Source organism: Seongchinamella unica (assembly GCF_004354085.1).
Classification (GTDB): Bacteria; Pseudomonadota; Gammaproteobacteria; order Pseudomonadales; family Halieaceae; genus Halioglobus; species Halioglobus unicus.
This window is the reverse complement of sequence record NZ_SMSE01000001.1, coordinates 28,791-47,235: the sequence shown is the minus strand read 5'-3', so window position 1 is coordinate 47,235 and position 18,445 is coordinate 28,791. Positions and strand designations below refer to the sequence as shown.

The 18,445-nt window shown below is 53.3% G+C and carries 12 protein-coding genes; 8 read left to right on the top strand and 4 right to left on the bottom strand.

What is annotated here, in order from left to right:
* Nucleotides 1–479 precede the first annotated feature (479 nt).
* From E2F43_RS00210 to E2F43_RS00185, 6 genes are all read left to right on the top strand, one after another.
* Nucleotides 480–1,139: a helix-turn-helix domain-containing protein gene (locus tag E2F43_RS00210; RefSeq protein WP_133208879.1), complete on the top strand. Its 660-nt coding sequence runs from the start codon at nt 480–482 to the stop codon at nt 1,137–1,139.
* Nucleotides 1,136–1,522, top strand: a complete 387-nt coding sequence (locus tag E2F43_RS00205; RefSeq protein WP_165954134.1) for a RidA family protein — start codon at nt 1,136–1,138, stop codon at nt 1,520–1,522. Before E2F43_RS00210 ends, E2F43_RS00205 begins: the two co-directional genes overlap by 4 nt.
* Before the next feature lie 136 nt (nt 1,523–1,658).
* A complete protein-coding gene (locus E2F43_RS00200) occupies nt 1,659–2,840 on the top strand; it encodes an NAD(P)/FAD-dependent oxidoreductase (protein WP_238946672.1) in 1,182 nt (393 codons plus the stop codon).
* 22 nt (nt 2,841–2,862) lie between these two features.
* Nucleotides 2,863–5,091: a TonB-dependent receptor gene (locus E2F43_RS00195; protein ID WP_165954133.1), complete on the top strand. Its 2,229-nt coding sequence runs from the start codon at nt 2,863–2,865 to the stop codon at nt 5,089–5,091.
* Nucleotides 5,092–5,215: 124 nt separating this feature from the next.
* Nucleotides 5,216–6,298: a hypothetical protein gene (locus E2F43_RS00190; RefSeq protein ID WP_133208877.1), complete on the top strand. Its 1,083-nt coding sequence runs from the start codon at nt 5,216–5,218 to the stop codon at nt 6,296–6,298.
* 299 nt (nt 6,299–6,597) lie between these two features.
* Nucleotides 6,598–8,547: a serine hydrolase domain-containing protein gene (locus E2F43_RS00185; protein ID WP_133208876.1), complete on the top strand. Its 1,950-nt coding sequence runs from the start codon at nt 6,598–6,600 to the stop codon at nt 8,545–8,547.
* Nucleotides 8,548–8,925: 378 nt separating this feature from the next.
* On the opposite strand, the gene E2F43_RS00180 is transcribed toward E2F43_RS00185, so the two are convergent.
* From E2F43_RS00180 to E2F43_RS19400, 4 genes are all read right to left on the bottom strand, one after another.
* A complete protein-coding gene (locus tag E2F43_RS00180) occupies nt 8,926–10,071 on the bottom strand; it encodes a CaiB/BaiF CoA transferase family protein (RefSeq protein WP_133208875.1) in 1,146 nt (381 codons plus the stop codon).
* A gap of 3 nt (nt 10,072–10,074) precedes the next feature.
* The gene (locus tag E2F43_RS00175; protein WP_238946671.1) at nt 10,075–11,217 is read right to left on the bottom strand and encodes an acyl-CoA dehydrogenase family protein; all 1,143 of its coding nucleotides are present in this window, start codon (nt 11,215–11,217) and stop codon (nt 10,075–10,077) included.
* Between the two features lie 67 nt (nt 11,218–11,284).
* Complete coding sequence (locus E2F43_RS00170; RefSeq protein WP_238946670.1) at nt 11,285–12,322, bottom strand: glycoside hydrolase family 88 protein; 1,038 nt, start codon at nt 12,320–12,322, stop codon at nt 11,285–11,287.
* Nucleotides 12,323–12,529: 207 nt separating this feature from the next.
* Nucleotides 12,530–13,138, bottom strand: a complete 609-nt coding sequence (locus E2F43_RS19400; RefSeq protein ID WP_133208874.1) for a TetR/AcrR family transcriptional regulator — start codon at nt 13,136–13,138, stop codon at nt 12,530–12,532.
* A gap of 311 nt (nt 13,139–13,449) precedes the next feature.
* Here E2F43_RS19400 and E2F43_RS00160 point away from each other — a divergent pair, with 311 nt between their 5' ends.
* Both E2F43_RS00160 and E2F43_RS00155 read left to right on the top strand, forming a co-directional pair.
* Nucleotides 13,450–14,598 carry a CaiB/BaiF CoA transferase family protein gene (locus tag E2F43_RS00160; RefSeq protein ID WP_133208873.1) on the top strand — a complete coding sequence of 383 codons (1,149 nt, stop codon included), beginning with the start codon at nt 13,450–13,452 and terminating at the stop codon, nt 14,596–14,598.
* A 346-nt stretch (nt 14,599–14,944) separates the two neighbouring features.
* A complete protein-coding gene (locus E2F43_RS00155; RefSeq protein WP_133208872.1) occupies nt 14,945–18,391 on the top strand; it encodes an indolepyruvate ferredoxin oxidoreductase family protein in 3,447 nt (1,148 codons plus the stop codon).
* Nucleotides 18,392–18,445 lie beyond the last annotated feature (54 nt).

Genomic DNA, 18,445 nt, shown 5'->3' with positions numbered 1-18,445 from the left:
AGAAGGTCAAGAATGTGATCTGAACTGCTGAGGAAGTTCAACAACAGATCGGTGGTTGTGGCTTCCAAGGTTCTACCCGGCACCCGGCACCCGGCATCCGGCACGCGCAACACGTTTCCGCCTTAGTCCTCTTTGTACTGAAGTACTGCCTGACTGATGTAGTAGGGATAGTGTCGATTTTTGCGGCGTGTGTAGGTCGGGCTCATCCGGTTACCCCTATCATTCCAGACCAGACGCCACGCAGGCTGGGGTATTTTGTGCTAGCCCGTGAGGCGTTGTTACTGCGGTTTCTGGCTGGTACCGCTTGCACTTCTTCCCAGATCGCTTGACGCGCCAACAGATCCAGGCGGATGGATTTGAACAGTGCGATACCGCCATCCACAGGTTATAATGAAAGCTCATATTTCGTTATCGAAAAAATTCGGGTAGTGTGTACAGCCGCTTTGTTGCAGGCGATGTGATGTAAGAGGAATTCAGATTTGAGTGACGCCGGTAGTAAGAAAAAAAAGCTTACCGATCCCGGGACGGACACTAAAGCCGTTAACCAGATCGGGCGCCGTCTGCGTGAATTGCGCAAGGAGCAGGACTGGACGCTGGCCGAGGTTGCCGCGCGGACCGGCATCTCCGTTGGCACGCTATCGAAACTGGAGCACGGCAAGACAGACCTGAACTTCACCAGTGTCAATAAACTTGCCAATGGACTCGGTCTGCCGGTATCTGACCTGACCAATCCGGGTAGTCGCATGCAGGGCAGGCGCGCCATCACGATGGGCGGGCAGGGCGCCATGTTCGACACACCCGATGTGGCGTATGAGGTGCTGTGCAGTGAGGTGGCCAATCACCAGCAGGGTTACCTGAAAGGCGTGGTGAAATCCCATGAATTTGACCCTGAACTGCCCTGGCATCGTCACAAGGGACAGGAGTTTATCTATGTCCTCAGTGGCCGCCTGGAATTGCATACAGAGCTTTACCAGCCGGTGCAGCTAAAGGCGGGCGACAGCATCCTGTTTGATTCCTCGATGGGGCACCATTACGTATCGCTCGGCCGCAAGCATGCCGAAATTTTGATCAGCATGTCCCTGCAAGGCTACGAGAACGTGTCTGACACCTTCCGCTCCGGCAAGAGAAAAGTATCATGACTAATAAAAGACCCGTAGGAAAAGAGATCACACTGCCCGATGGCAGTAGCGCCCCACTGTCGGCGGCCTACGCCGCCGCGGGATTTTTGTTCACTTCCGGGCAACTGGCTTTTGATGAGGCGGGTAAACTGCACACGGGCGATATCGCAGAGCAGACCCGTCTGTGCCTCGAGAATATTCACCGCCTGCTGACTAACGAGGGTCTGTCCCTGCAGGATGTGGTGAAGGTCAATATCTGGCTTACGGATGCCTCGGATTTCCGCGGATTCAATGCGGCCTACAGTGAGTTTTTTGGCGAGCACCGCCCCGCGCGATCGACGGTTCGGTCTGATCTTATGCTTCCCGGCGCAAAAGTGGAGATAGAGGCCATCGCGGCCTACTGAGGCAGGCGCGCTCCCCTTCGTAGTCCACACCTAAAATGATTCGGGGGAAGAAATAATTATCGAAAAATGTTTTCGAAAACGAAAAAATTTGCTATGTTCTGCAAATATTCAGGCGTGATGCGGACATTCAGGCACTGTGGAAACCTTTGACATAATAATAGTTGGCGCCGGCATGGCCGGCGCTTCCATCGCCGGGGAGCTCAGTGGGCAGGCACGCGTGCTGCTGCTGGAGCGCGAGGAGCAGTCGGGTTACCACTCCACAGGCCGCTCGGCGGCTGCTTTTATACCGTCCTACGGTCATGACAACCCGAGCCTCTCGTTACTGACAAAATGCAGTCTCAATTTCCTGCTCGACCCACCTGACATTTTCCGGACCAAGACCCTGTTACACCGCAGGGGTCTGCTGGTGCTTTGCGCACCCGGCGAAGAAGCCGCCATGGACCAGGAGTGGTCCTTACTGCAGCAAAGCATCCCCACAATCGTTCGAGCGGACCGGGACTTTATCAGGCGCCAGTTACCTATCGTGAATGAAGACTATGCGGCAAGCGGCTGGTACGAACCCGATGTGTTCGACATGGATGTGCACGCGCTGCATGAAGGGTACCTGCGAGTACTGCGGCAGCGGGGCGGCAGGCTGTTGAGCAACTCCGATATCACTGGTCTCGAACGCAGGGACGATGTGTGGTGTGTCAAGACCCCCGAGGCAAGTTACTCGGCGCCGCTGCTGGTCAATGCAGCGGGTGCCTGGGCTGATGAAGTCGCGGCATTGGCCGGCGTTGATGCTATTGGCCTGACCCCACTGCGCCGCACCGCCGTGCTGCTGGACCCGCCCGCCGGGTGTGATGTGTCGGGCTGGCCGCTGGTCATGGCCAGTGACGGTTCGTTCTATCTGAAGCCGGATGCCGGCCTGATCCTCGCCTCACCCGCGGACGAACATCCTTCGCAGGCATGTGATGCGCAGCCTGAGGAGCTGGATATCGCCTATGCGGTGCACTATGCCCAACAGGCGCTGCAACTTGAGGTGCGACAGATCAAGCACAGCTGGGCTGGCCTGCGCAATTTTGTTGTCGACCGCACCCCCGTTATCGGCTTCGCCCCGAATGCGGAAGGTTTTTTCTGGGCGGCGGGGCAGGGGGGGCATGGTATCCAGACAGCACCCGCCGCGGCGAGGCTGGCGGCCTCTCTCCTGCTGGGCAGCGGCTTGCCGGTCGACCTCGAACAAGCGGGCTTTGACCCTGCCTGGGTATCTCCGCGGCGACTCGAAAGGCATGAACCGGCAACGAAACAATCTCACCCACAAACCAATTTTGTACAATAAAACCACTCTGAGGAAGAGCGCCATGCGCAAGACAATCCTGGCTTTGAATATCGGTGCCCTCGCGGCACTTTCCGCAACCACCGCCCTGGCCCAGGGCGGAAAAACTTCGACTTTCGCACTGGAGGAAGTGATAGTCACGGCCCAGAAACGTAGCGAAAGCAGCCAGGATGTTCCCATCAGCATCCAGGCGTTCAGCGCCGACGGTATGGAGAAGCTGGGCGCTACCGAGTTGTTTGATTTAGCCAAAAGCGCCCCCTCGCTAAGCACCGGCGGAATACCCGGTAGCCAGGCCGCGAGTGGTCTGCGTGGTATCGTCGACAATTCCAGGAATATTGGTATCGATGCGCGCATGGGTGTGTATGTTGACGGCGTCTATCAGGGACGTTCGTCATCGGCAAACCAGCCCTTGCTGGGACTGGAGAGCGTGGAAATCCTGCGTGGTCCGCAAGGTACACTATTCGGTAAGAACACCGTTTCCGGTGCGATCAACCTGAACACCAAAAAGGCCTCCGAAGAGTTCACTGGAGAGCTGAAGGCCGGCTTCGGCAACGAAGGTTACTGGACTGGCTCAGGGTACGTGAGTGGTCCGCTGGGTGACACCGTTTTCGCGTCGATTGCTTACAGCAAACAGGAACGGGATGGTTTGTTCGACAATGTGGTGCTCGATAAAGAAGTAGGAGATTGGGAGCAGGAAGGCGCAAGAGGCCAGCTTCGATTCCTGCCGACCGACCAGTTGGAGGTGGTTGTCGCCGGAGACTGGGGTAAGACATCCAGTGAAGCGCCGGTATTCACCTTGGAGTCGCGTCCCGCGTATGAGACCGGCAAGGACGAAGAGCTCGACGAAGTCGAATTCTGGGGTGGAGCCTTGACACTCAACTACACCACCGAAAGTGATTACACCGTGTCTTCCATATCGGCCTATCGCGAGAGCGAATATTATATTTTCGGCGACGAAGATTTTACGCCAGTCGTTGACGCGTTTCAGACCGTGTTCGACGAAGACACGGACCAGTTTTCACAGGAGTTTCGTATTGTCTCTCCGCAACATGATTCCTACGACTGGGTTGCCGGTATCTACTACTTTGAAAGCACTGTTGCTACTGAGCGCTTCCTCGTTTTTGGTGCGCCGGTTTTGCCTTCCCAGGCACTCAGTGGAACGATCGCGATTCCGAGTGAGGTTGACGTTACCAGCTATGCCGCCTATATCCACGGCAACTACCGCCTGAGTGAGAAGTGGGAACTGACCGCTGGTTTGCGTTTTACTGACGAGGAAAAGGAGTTGGACTTCAATCAGGTCAATGCACCCAGCGACCCCGCTGCTGGCGGTGCTTTCCTGGAGTTGATTGGGTTGCCGCCAGCTACCGCCGCTTTTCTGGCTTCTCAGGCTCCGGGCTCGTTGTTTGGCGCGTTTGACTTGAGCTACGAGGATAAATTCAGTGACAGCAACTGGTCGCCGACTGTGGGTATTAATTACACGCTTAATGATGATGTAATGTATTACGCCAAATATTCGCGTGGCTATCAGAGCGGTGGTTTTAATGCCGACTTTAACCCGTATCTTCCCGGTGTTAAGTTTGATACTGAGTATGTCGATGCTTTTGAGGTGGGGATTAAGTCCACCATGGCTGACGGCAAGCTTCGTGTCAACGCCGATGTGTTCGTACAGAAATTCTCCGACTACCAGTTGTTCCAAAATGTGCCTGTCGGTGGTACCAATGTCACAGTAGTTTCTAACGCCGGTGAGGTAACAAGCCAGGGTGCAGAAGTGGAAACTGTTTGGCTGCCCACGGATAGCCTGCAATTGACTTTTAACGCCACCTATCTGGATGCAACCTACGACAAGTTTGATAATCCTATCTCGGCGATAGACCCTACCCAGCCCAAAAATTTCGACGGCAATGACATGAGTTACGCCCCCAAGTGGAAGGTGTACGCGGGTGTCCAGTACGCGCTGCCGGTTGGTGACGCTGGGGAATTAACATTCAATCTTGACTACACGTACCAGGATGATATGTACACTAGTGCCACTAACGTCGATACGGTGTTGGTTCCCAGCTATGACCTGTGGAATGGTCGTGTAAGCTTCACCCCCGCAAGCTACAAATGGGAGTTGTCGGCTTGGATTCGTAATATTGGTGACGATGAGTACTACGTTGGTCATAGCCTGGCTGCCCTCACAGGTGCTGAACGTGTTATCTGGGGTATGCCACGACTGTATGGGGTCGAGTTTAAATACCTCCTGGGGCAATAGGCATCACTGCCAATCGGTGCTGTTATAGTGATGTGAGTCAACACCGGGCATTTGAGCGGCGCAGGCTGTCCCGCTGCGCCGAACAGCGCTGGGTCCATATTATCAAGCGCGGGGAAGCCTCTCAGTGAACCGTTGGATGCAGGTCTATGTCGTTCCAGCCGCGGTATTTATCTCCGTGGTCATGGGCGGCGGCTACGGCACCGGCCGCGAAGTGGTCGAGTTCTTCACCCGCTACGGCATACTGGGAGGACTGCTGGGTATCGGCGTGGCCGCCTGTGTGTTTGCTCTGGTACTGGCCTGCACCTACGAGTTCGCGCGGGTGTTCCAGGTTTACGATTACCGAACTTTTTTTGGCAAACTCATCGGTCCTTTCTGGATCTGCTTCGAGATTCTTTACCTGCTGTTGTTCCTGCTGGTGTTGGGCGTGGTCGGTTCGGCTGCGGGCAATATTCTCGAGGAGGAGTTTGGCATTTCCAGCCTGGTGGGGATGGCTGGGGTGCTGGTGCTGGTTATTGCGCTGGTGTACTTCGGCCGCGAGGCAGTGGAGAAAGTCCTCACCTTTTGGTCGATCGGCATGTACGCGGTGTTTGTGGCCTATTTTATCCAGGTGATGAACCACGGAGATGTAGATGTCCTGCAAGCGGTAAAAAATGGTGCCGTGGAAGTGGGTTGGCTTCAGGGCGGCGCCCTGTATGCGATGTATAACCTGGCCATAGCGCCCGTTCTGCTGTTTTCTACCCGGGCGATCAGTTCGCGCTCGGAAGCCTTACTGGCTGGCCTGGTCACCGGCCTGGCGGTGATGATCCCCGCGGTGCTGTTTCACGTCAGCTATGCAGCGGGGTATCCCGCTGTGCTGGAAGAACCCGTACCCAACTACTGGATGATGTCCGAGTACACCACGCCCCTGTTGCTGGGGATTTTCCTGGTTGCCTTGCTCGGTACCCTGGTGGAAACCGGTGCAGGGCTGGTGCAGGGATTTATCGAGCGCATCGAGGCGGTGCTGAAGCCCGGCGCGGATGAGGCGCTGGGCCATCCGGCCAGAGCCGCTATAGCGATAGTGACGCTCGGCCTGGGTGGGCTGTTGGGCTCACTGGGCATCGTCTCCCTGGTGGCCAAGGGGTACTCGGCATTATCCGTGGGTTTTGCGCTGGTCTACATCATTCCCATCTGTACGCTGGGAATCGCAAAAATATTGAAATCCTCATAAGTTGACCTAAAGCGTGTTGAGTTGGTTCTGTCGCAAGTCGAGCAGTAGAGATCTCATTGTGAAGCTTGCCATGCGCGATCTGGCCAGTAACGAATCGGGACGTGTGCGAATGGCCCTCGAAAGATCGTTGGCAAAGGGGCCGCGGTAAGAGCCTGAGCAGGCCCAAATTCCTTTGCAGGATGTCCGGAATCGACTGGGCGTCAGGGGTGCAAAAAAGCTGTGATGGGGACAATTGCACCGAGAATCCGCCGTCAGGTTACAGGTCCGATGCCGCAAACTTCTATGAGAGGAAACTCCCAATGAACAGAAACCTTATACCCGGACTTCTTGGTATAGCCCTCGGCACCGTGCTGGCTGCTGCAAACGCCCTTGGCCAACCGCAGCCGACAACCAGTAGTGCGACATCGGGCAAGGTGGCCGCTACCTTTGATCATCCGGATGTGACAAACCCGGCTGTAGTAGAAGCTTTCGTTGATGGTGTTGTAAAAAACCACATGCAAAGCGCTCATAGCCCTTCCGGCGTTGTCGCGGTCATGAAAAACGGCAAGATGATATTCTCCAAGGGCTATGGTTTTCGTGATGTTGAGAATCGTATTCCTGTCGAGCCGGAATCCACCCTTTTCCGGATTGGTTCCATTTCCAAACTTTTTACCTGGGTTGCGGTTATGCAGCAGGTGGAACAAGGGAATCTTGACCTTGATACCGACGTTAATCAGTATCTCCGGACGTTTCAAATTGATGATAGTTGGCCTGGGCAGCCCGTTACGCTACGCCATATTTTGACCCACACCGCTGGCTTTGAAGATGGCGCAATGGGGTATCTGATTATTGATGATGCCAGCCGGATCATACCGCTTAACCAGTCATTGGCTAAATATCAACCGCAACGGGTCAATGCGCCGGGGCAACATACCGCCTATTCCAACTGGGCGACGGCCCTGGCCGGCTTGATCGTAGCCAATGTATCCGGGGTGCCGTTCAACGATTATGTTCAACGGAATATTTTTGATGTATTGGGCATGAAAAACGCAACCTTCGTTGAGCCGCTGCCGCCAGAACTTGATGCCAATATGGCCAAAGCCTATGTTTATGCAGAGGGGCGTTACAAAGAACGAAACTATGAAATCATTTCAAACTTCGGGCCTGCTGGGTCCGTGGCCGCAACTGCGCATGATATGTCATTTTTTGCCCATGCCCTTCTGAAGGGTGGCGCCTTTGACGGAAAGCGTATCTTAAAAGCAGAAACGCTACAGATGATGATAGATGACGGCTTCGCCCATGACGAGCGTGTTCGGGGTATGGGACTAGGGTTTCTCAAACGTAATTATGGCCCTGCTGATTTTGAAAATTTTGGTCATGATGGCGGAACGCTCATATTTAACTCTCATTTCGGGATGTCACAAAAAGAAAACTTTATGCTTTTTTCATCCTTCAGCGGTCCCGGTATGCAGCAAACCCATAAGGCGTTTGTAAAATCTTTTTATGATGAATTCTTTCCCGTTGAAGTGACGGTAGTGACACCACCTGCTGATTTCTCAGAGCGGGCAAAACGGTATGAAGGTACTTATCACAGCTGGCGTTCAAGTTTTACTAAGATCGAATCTTTGTGGCGCATGTTTGTTGGTGTGAAGGTTGTTTCCTTGCCGGACAACACGCTGATGATCGGAGAAACGCGTTATGTTGAGGTCGACAATAACCTGTTCCGAGAAGTGGATGATTATGGGCGAGTCGCCTTTCAGGAAGACGCGAATGGCAAGATTACAGGTTTTGTCATGGATGGCTTCGGTGTCATGCAGCTATATAAGGCACCCTTTTACGAAACCCGTGTTTTTACAGGGTCACTGGTCGGCTTGTCATTGTTGATTTTTGTCGGGGTATTTTTACGGCTGGCTTATCAATGGTCTGATTTTCGTGCCCTACAGGGTACGGAGAAAAAAGCCTTTGTTGCGTCAATTTCCGTGGCAGTGACTAATTTTCTATTCATTATCTTTGCCTCTATCGGGGTCAGCGTGGGCTTCATAGCGCTCATGTCTGAACTGCCGGCTATTTTGAAATTTTCTCTGATTTTTCCAATCCTGGCTACTTTAGCGGCTCTGTACCATGTTTATTGCTCTGTGCAGGTTTGGCGTCAGGGAGTGCTCGTTAGTTTCTGGGCCCGTGTTCGGTATAGCCTGGTCACTCTTTGTGCTCTGTTTATGGCTTGGTTTTATTATTACTGGAACTTGCTTGGTTTCAATTATTTCAGCTAAGCAAAGAGGGCTCGATACCCTTGTTATTGAGTACAGGGCACGCTTATGAACACGGACTATAACACCTGCGTCAATACCCAATCTGTCGCTGGCGGCAGTCTTAATGATATTCGTCCTGAGCATCGCACTTTTCTCGGCGCGGTGCCGAGCTACTCGCAATGAGCCTCGTTGCCGAGAGCGTGGATACGTGGTTTGGCTATCCAGGTGGTGTCAACCTGAAGATCTTTGATGTGTTGCCTTTGAGGGGCTCCCACATTCTGAATGGCTCGAATTAAGGGTATACGGTCAAATAGCTTTTAACCGGGATATTCTCCCATTTGAGCAGCGCTGCCGTGACATCCGTAATCTTCATATCAATATTACTGGAAAATATCGATATTATTGGTTCAATCCCAGGCGAGCTAACACTTCCTCCGTGTGCTCACCAAGCAAAGGCACCGAGCTATGCTCTCGTTTTGGCGTGCGGGAAAAAGCCAATGGGCTATCGACGACCCGCAGATCTTTTTGCCCATTGACCGGAACGTCAGTCAGGGCATTTATTTCCTTGATCTGTGGTTGCGCCATGGCATCTGCAATACTCATGATAGGTGCACACAACAAGTCCTTGGCTTGCAAGCGGGACAATAGTTCATCAGTGCTGAGGTCTTTACATGCCGCCGCCAACATCGGTTCAACTGTGCTCTTGTGTTTGGCGAGTTCAAGCACTGAGGCGGTTTCAATACCCAGTTTTTTACTCATATCCTCGACGCCCAGCGCCTCACACATCAGACCCAATGGATTTTCCTTGAAAAAGCCCAGGGCAAGTACCCAGCCGTCGGTTGTGGGAAAGATAAAGTTCAGGCCTGTCTCAAACCAGTTGATGGACCTGCCGGTATTTAATACGGAGGCGACTTCAATCCCCTGTATCGCAGCCGCCGTTCCCAGCAATGAGGTGGTGACCTTCTGGCCCTTGCCGGATTTTTCACGCTCCATCAGAGCCAGAAGAATTCCCTGCGCAAGAACCATGCCGGAACCAAAATCGATGGCTGGGGCATTGACGATGACGGGCGCTTTGTCACCTGAGTTGTTGGCGCAATAGCCACTCAGCGCCTGAATGACCATTTCCTGACCGCCAAACGAGGCCAGTGGACCGGTTTCGCCATAACCCGTAGCAACGGCGTAAATCAGTTTTGGATTAATTTTGGCAAGAGCTTCGTAACCAAAGCCCAGGCGCTCCATAACACCGGGGCGGTAGTTATGCAGAAATACATCACTTTCCTTGACGAGGGCCATTAAAACCTCTTTGCCCTTGTCCGCTGTGATATCAATACATACCGACTTCTTGTTGCGGTTAGCTGCCGCAAAATGGCTGCTTAAGGAATTATTCATCAGTGCATGGATGTCGGTGTTGCGGAGGATATCGCCACCCTGCGTTTTTTCCACTTTGATGACTTCCGCACCGTAATCAGCAAGCACCTGACCCGCCAGAGGCCCCTGGTAAACTTCACTTAATTCAAGAACCTTGTAGTCACTGAGAATACCCATAGATCAGCCCACCTGCACTTTGTTGATCTGGTCGGCAACGATTTGCCTCATGATCTGATTACTGCCGTCATAAATCTGGGTGATTTTGGCATCACGAAACATTCGTTCGATGGCATACTCTTTCAAGTAGCCATAACCCCCATGCAACTGAACCGCATCGTTTGCCACATCCATAGCCGCGTCTGTGCAGGCAATTTTTGCCATGGAACTGAAAGCCTCAACGCCCGGTTGTCCTTCAATCAGCATGTTAACTGCCTTATAAAGCAGTGCGCGGCTGGACTCCACCTTGACCACCATGTCAGCGATCATGCCCTTAACCATCTGAAACTGTGCAATAGGACGCCCCATCTGGACACGCTCATTGGTATATGCAACGGCCTCGTCCAGGGCTCCCTGGGCAATGCCCAGTCCCAGCGCTGAAATACTCAAGCGGGATGTGAGAAGATATTCCTTGAAGTAAGAAAGCCCCTTGTCCGGTTCACCAATACAGCGAAAATCCGCAACAAAACACTCATCAAAAATCACATCACATGTAGGACTGCCGCGCTGTCCCATTTTGTCTTCCTTGGCACCGAAAGATATCCCTTTGTCATCTTTACCTACCACGAAGACACCGAACGATCGGTCATCACTGCTGCCGGTTCGCGCCAGCACCAGATACCAGTCAGCCCAGCCACCATTGGTAATAAAACGCTTATTACCATTGATTACCCAGCCGCCATCTACTTTTTTTGCGGTGGTTTTTATAGCCATCAAATCAGAACCCGCTTGGGGCTCAGTCATACACCAGCCCGTTTTTTTCTCGCCACTGGCAACACCGGGCACCAGCTCTTTTAACTGATCATTTCCATTCTCCACGATAATACTGAATAGCCAACTGCTTGCGATCGTCAGGGAGGTGGACGCGCATACACGGGCCAACTCTTCGCTGGCAATAACCTGTAGCATCAGATCGCCATCGCTGCCGCCAAACTCTTCAGGGAACGGAATGCCCTGCAAACCCAAAGCCCTTGCAGCCTCAAAGGCCTCCTCTGGCGCAAGGGAATCGCGATCAATCATAGCGGCATGTGGCTTGACTTTTTCCTCGGCGAAACGTCTTACGGTACTGCGAAACTCTTCGTAAATTTCATTCATGTCATTGCGCATAAAAATCACTTTTTCTCAACAAATAGACTGTATATAAATCAGGCGCGGTCGCCCTTAATCACCGGGGTCACTCAGTCAGATAAGGTTTCAAGGCCTTTGCAGCCAGCAGGAAAAAACCCTGGCCGTACATCGCCCAGTCATAAACTACATTCGGCCCGCCTGGCGGTACGGTCACGCCCGGAATCTTGCCAGATGGCTCAACGGATCCCGCCACTACGCCGAAGGCCCTAAGGGCATTTTCAATCAATGCCTTGTCAACCAGATCCATATCCAGTTCAAGCGCGCGGGGAATCGCAAATGCAAACATCAGGGTCCCGGACGCCTCGAAATTGGATCTCGGGTCGTCCAGGGTATTGCGCAGGTAACCGTTGCGATCCTGGTGTTTGCTCATAGCAGTAAGCAGGCGCCTTACAACGTCCTTGAAAAGACCTGCTTTCGGATGCGATGGCAGCAACTCCAGTAAATGAATACCGGCCAGAAGCAACCAACCACAACCCCGGGACCAGAAGGTAGACTGGGGGTAGCAATTGGGCACTTCACACCACATATGGCGTGCCAGATCCGCTTTTTCGTCCAGTAGGTGCGCTACATGCACCTCAAATTGAAGGACGGCCTCTTCAATATATTTATCTTCACCTGTTATCTGGCCGAACCGGACCAGGAAGGGGCAGGTCAGGTAAGTAAAGTCCACCCATAGCTCACGGGCTTCGTAACGCGGGCAGATGCCCCCATCGCTGGTCCGTGGCGAATTGACGAGCGCTTGAATTTGACGCTCAGCGGCATCCAGATATTCTTGTTTCCTGGAGTTTTCGTAAACCTGCAGTAGTGGCATACCCAGCGCGGAGGACAGGGAACCGGTGGGCGTGTAATCAATGCCGGCTTGAGCTGCCTTAAACGCATCGCCGTAACATAAGTTGCCCGACGAGTTCTGCGTCGCGACTGCACGATCCAGCCATCGCTGCACTACGGCCAAGGCATCACCGTCGCCCCAGGCCAGCAACCCGGACATGGCAATGGCCTTTTCCCAGGAATCTCGTTCAGCACTGTTTGCCAGGGTAAAGGCTGTTACCTGCTTCACCAATTGTTCCATTACCTGAACTTTCATCGTGCAACACTCCGTGGGTTGTAAAAAACTATCCGGATAGTATTCTTGCAGAGAGGGCTTGTCAATACTTCGCCGGCTGAGTCGGCTGGGGGCTACTCGATGGCCAGGCAACTCGACGATCCGCAGGCAACCCGGCGGAGCATCAAACAATCCTGGGCGAGGTGGGCTGCGGGGGGATCAGAAGGCGCGGCCGCTGAAGGTGAATTATCAACGAAAAATGACGGGGTGAAGCAATGCATCCCTGAGTGATCTGATCAGTTGGCGGCCTATCTCGGGGTCCCGGCCTGAGCGGTACCAGAGCAGCATATTGCCGTCTCGCATTGCGATAAGGGAGGTAACAGTGTTGTCAATACTGATACTCGATGAGAGTTCCCCATTTCTCACACCCTGAGAGATGATATCTGTCAACAGGCGCGTTAACTTTTCGTAGCTACCTTCGATTTTTCGATGTATATCTGAATCCAGGTGGGTGAAGCCAATGGACATCATAATCACTACACCGATATCGTCAGGGTACTTCGCCCCCCAGTCGGCTTGAAAGTTAACAAATCGGATCAGCAGGTCTTTTGCGGATTCATCCGCCGCAGACAGTTCCTGTGCAAGCAGTTCAATGGAGCGGAATTCAATATCATGCAGAATTTCGAGGATTAGGCGTTTTTTGCTTTTGAAGTGGTAGTAAACCGCCCCCTTGGTAAACCCCGCCGTATTCGCAATTTCTTCAAGACTGGTGTTTGAATATCCTTTTGTTGCAATCAGGTGCAAGGCAGCGGCTTTTATTTTACTCGTGCTTTGCTCACGGTTTTTCTTCGGCTTCATTGTTTTTTTTCACTCCTGATGAGAGCGTATGGTCGCAGATGCGATTGCATTCTGTCCAATGCAATAGCCGCCTGCGCGCCTGCGATCACCTGCCCCTGATTGCCACCTGACCTTATGGGCGAAGTTCCGGCGAAAACAATTTTCAACGTGAAATATGAAAGCCGCCTCGACCTTGCCGTAGATGGGGGAGGAATTGACTCCAAAAGAACATAAAGATACTATCCGGTTAGTATATTAAATTTGAGGCCTGCACAGGCGGGTCCAGACAAGCCGTTTAACAGCCATACCACATATGCAGCGATTGAGAAGGAATGATGAAAAACACTAAAACTGGCCCCCTCGCGGGTATCAAGGTGCTGGATTTGACCGGCAATGCCCCCGGGCCTTACTGCACCATGTTATTGGCTGATATGGGGGCAGAAGTGATTGTCGTTGGAGGCGGTAGGGCAGGGGGCCCCGTCAGCACCTTTTCGCCGGGGAAGCGTTTTGTCACCCTGGATCTGAAGTCGCCCGCCGGCACCAAGATATTAAAAGAAATGATCAAGACAACGGATATCCTTATTGAGGGCTATCGCCCGGGCGTGATGAAACGCCTGGGACTCGACTATGCAACGGTCAGCGAGGTGAACAGCAGGCTGATCTACTGCTCATTGACCGGATACGGGCAGACCGGCCCTATGGCCTCAGATGCTGGGCACGATATTAACTATATCGCCCTGAGCGGGGTGCTGGGTTCCCTGGGGCCAAGTGGCGAACCGCCTTTGCCGCCGCTCAATCTTGTTGCCGATTTTGCGGGCGGTAGTTTGTTTGCCCTGAACGGCATCTTGTCGGCACTTTATGAACGCGAAAAATCCGGTCAGGGCCAGTACATAGATGCCGCCATGATAGACGGTTGCCTATCGATGATGGCAATGCATTTTCCAATCTGGGGAACGCCGTTCATGGCCGAGCGTGGTCAGAATTTCACCGGCGGCCACTTTCCGTTTTATCGCTGCTACCAATGTTCTGATGGGAAATATATGTCGGTGGGCGCAATAGAACCGCATTTTTATGCATCTTTGTGTGCAAAGCTGGGTCTTGGTGATGTGCCTGAACAAATGAATACCGCATTGTGGGAGTCTACCGCAAAGCAATTTGAAGCCGCGTTCAAGACCAGAACGCGTAGCGAATGGGAGCAGATCTTTGACGGCTCTGATGCTTGCGTGGCGCCTGTTTTAACGCCTGACGAAGTATGGGCACATCCGCAGATTCAGGCGCGCTGCCAGTCCGTCCAGGATCGATCTGTACCACCTGCGCCTGCTCTGAGCCGATCTCCCCTGAACCGGGGCGAGGTGGATGAAAGCAACCAGACCTACGCCGTGTTGCACGAACTGGGTTTTACGGATGAAGAAATCGCGGCCGCCATGCCGAAGAACTCAGCTGAGATGGAAATGGTTCAAGCATGGCCCCAAAAAGTATAGGTCTCCGGCTTTTTCGGATCGGTCAAAACTGGCCGTGGAAGGCGATTTACACTAGCCTGAACCGGGTACGCTATACCTATGTATTTAGCTGAAGCTCAGCTTGATATCGCCTAGGCCGTTGTCGAAGCGGGCAATGATGTTGCCGCCAGTCTCAACCGGCTGTGCGTTCTTCATTGCTCCTGAAAGTATAACGTCACCCGGCTCCAATAAAACTCCGGCTTCTCTGAGCTTGTTTTACAACCAGGCCACGGCAGAGACAGGTTTGTCAAATTCAACCGAGCTACAAGACTTGTCTATTTTATGATCATACTACAGGGCATTTCCCTTTTAGAGAGGATATCAGAAGATGAATAAGTATTCGCGGCAACAGCGCATAGACATGACACTTGATGATCGCCTTCATCAGGCAGAAGGCTGGGTTTATATGACCGGCATGCAGGCGTTGGTGCGCTTGCCGATCCAGCAGCGCATGCGCGACGAAGCGGCAGGCTTGAATACGGGTGGTTATATCTCTGGTTATCGAGGCTCGCCAGTTGGCGCCTACGATATGTCGCTACAGCAAGCGGAGAAAGAACTGAAGGCCCACAACATCTATTTTCAGCCGGGTTTGAACGAGGACCTGGCGGCCACGGCTGCATGGGGCTCGCAGATGGTGGGGTTGTTTCCGGGCGCGAAAGTTGATGGTGTTTTCTCGATCTGGTACGGAAAAGCGCCAGGCCTGGATCGCTCAATGGACGCTATTCGTCATGCCAACCTTGCAGGCACCAACGCCAAGGGCGGGACCTTGCTCTTGGTGGGTGACGACCATGGTGCCAAGTCATCTACTGTGGCGTGTTATTCGGATTTGAATTTTTCATCCCTGGGACTGCCTTTTCTGGCCCCGGCCAATGTGCAGGATGTTTTTGATTACGGTCTTCATGGCATAGCGATGAGCCGTTATGCCTCTACCCTTGTCGGCATGAAACTGGTTACCGATGTGGTCGAGGGTGGCGGTTCAGTCTATGTGTCCCCGGATAGCCCGAAGATCACCACGCCAGAAGACACGGGTCCGGATACCACGATCAAAACGTTTACCCCATTTTTGGAGCAAGAGCGTCTTCTGTGGGACGTAAAGCTAAAAAAGGTGCTGACCTATGCGCGCGCCAATGGGATAAATCGTCGGGAGGGCGCCTCTGAGGCCCGAATTGGCATCATGGCCGCCGGCAAAGCCTGGCAGGACATGAGCCAGGCTTTGTCCGGCCTGGGTTATGCTGACGGGAAATTGGGGGATACACCCATAAGTCTGTTAAAAATAGGCATGGTTTGGCCGCTGGATGACGATATCGTTCGCGAATTTTCCAAAGACCTGCACACCCTTTTGATCGTAGAGGAGAAACGTCCTTTACTTGAAGACCAGGTCCGCGCCATTCTCTACGGTTCAGATATTCGCCCCAACATCGTGGGTAAGAACTTCACACCTGCCGTCGACGCGGTTGGCGGCGGTGATTGCGCCTTCCCAACCTATGGTGAAATAAACCCAAATCTGGTTACGCAGGTTCTGGTGCGAGTGCTAAATGATGTTTATCCAGATTGCGGCTTTTCGCTTCCCGACTATCTGCAAAGCCAGACTGTCCTGCCAGGCGGTGTCGAACGACCACCCTCATTTTGTGCCGGCTGCCCGCACGGTCGCTCAACACAAGTCCCGGAGGGAAGTCGCGCTCTAGCCGGCATTGGCTGCCATTCCCTGGCTATTCTACGTGACGCAACGAAAACCAATTCGATGAGTCATATGGGCGCTGAAGGTATGATGTGGGCGGGGCAATTCCCATTTACTGATGAGAAACATGTCTTTGCCAACATGGGTGATGGAACGTATTTCCATTCCGGCTATCTTGCCATCCGCGCCGCCGTGGCATCAAAGGCGAATATAACCTACAAAATTCTTCATAACGGTTTTGTCTCCATGACAGGGGGGCAGCAACACGATGGTGATATTTCGCCCGAGAAGATGATCAGGCAGCTGACGGGAGAAGGTGTCGCGCGTATTGCGTTGGTATCGGATGAACCTGAGAAGTTTGACGCTCGCGCGCTTGGCGTTAAGGTCTATCACCGTACCGCCATGGAGGCAGTACAGAAGGAATTTCGCGAGTTAAGCGGGGTAACGGTCATTATTTATGACCAGCCCTGTGCTACAGAGCGCCGCCGTCTGCGTAAGCGCGGCAAATGGCAGGACCCCGATAAGCGCGTTTTCATTAATCCGGAAGTTTGCGAAGGCTGTGGTGATTGCTCCACGGTTTCAGGCTGCATGGCGATTGAGCCCCTGGAAACCGAGTTGGGTCGCAAGCGTAAAATTAACCAGTCCTCGTGTAACAAGGACTTTTCCTGCCTTGAGGGATTCTGTCCTTCACTCGTCAGTGTCTCGGGTGCGCAGCCCAAGAAGGCGCAGGCTGCTGAAGTGCAGATAGGTGCCAGTCACCTGCCCGTCCCGGAGGCGACTATTGATGGAACCTGGTCGATACTTGTTTCAGGGATTGGTGGCGCTGGGGTGGTCACTATAGGTCAGACGCTAGCAGTCGCAGCTCACGCCGATGGCTATTTCTCAACCAGTCTTGATATTACCGGTTTGGCCCAGAAGTACGGGGCTGTTCATTCCCATGTCAAGATAGCGGAAAGCCCTGAGCAGATGAGAGCTACTCGCATCGCTGTGGGCGAAGCTAACGCAATGATAGGCAGTGACCTCGTTGTCGCCGCTGGTGACGAAGCGCTTTCAAAAGTTGTCAGTGGCAAATCCGTTGCTGTTGTTGATACAACAGTGGTGCCTACCGCCGAGTTCTCCATGAATCCTGATTGGAAGGTAGATAGTGAAGCGCAGATAGGGCGTTTGAGCCAGGTATTGGGAGACAACCTTAGAGCTTTGGATGCGCAGACGCTGGCAGACCGAGTAATGGGAGATCGTGTTTTCGCCAATATGTTGCTGATGGGTGCTGCCTGGCAGCAGGGAGGTATTCCCCTGTCGCTGGAAGCAATTCATCGTGCCATCGAGCTGAACGGTGTAGCCGTTGCCAAGAACAAGCAGGCATTCGATCTCGGGCGACTGGCGTATGCAGATGCGCCCGCCGCTCGCCGTCTGGCGGGCGAGGAGGAGCCGGTTGTAGTGCAGATGCATCGCGAGCCGTCGGTGGACGATATCGTCGCACACCGGGTCGCTGAATTGACTGACTACAAGGACGCGAACCTTGCCAAACGTTACTCAGACATGGTTGAACGGGTGCGCAGTGCTGGACTGAACGAGGCCGCAGTCAAGGCTGTGGCGCGCGGCTATTACAAGCTGCTCGCGCACAAGGACGAATGGGAGGTGGCTAGACTCTACACGAAGCCGTCTTTCCGCAAAGCCCTGGCAGATACCTTCGACGGCGACATGAAGCTCACCTTCCACTTTGGTGCGTGGCCCTATGGCGGGCTCGACAAAGAGACCGGAAAGTTCACCAAGGGAGAAGTATCCAGCAGCAGGGCAATGTTCTTCTTCCGAATGATGAACCGGTTCCGGTTCCTGCGCGGTTCCATCCTGGATCCATTTCGCTATTCAGAGGAGCGTAAGCTCGCCGCCAAACTGCTTGCTGATTATGAGGCAGATATTGCGTTCGCTCTGTCGAATAACTCGGCTGAAGTCTCTGACAACATCGCTCAGCTAATGAACCTGCCCGAGCATATTCGAGGTTACGGTCATGTTCGTGAACGTCATGCCGATGCCGTGAGCAAAATCCGTGACGAACTGCGCACCGTAATCCTCAGTCGTGAGGTGAAGGCCGCCTGATTTGAAGCCATCACGATCTGAGAGCACTTATTTGGGCAGTTGCAGGAATGCGCG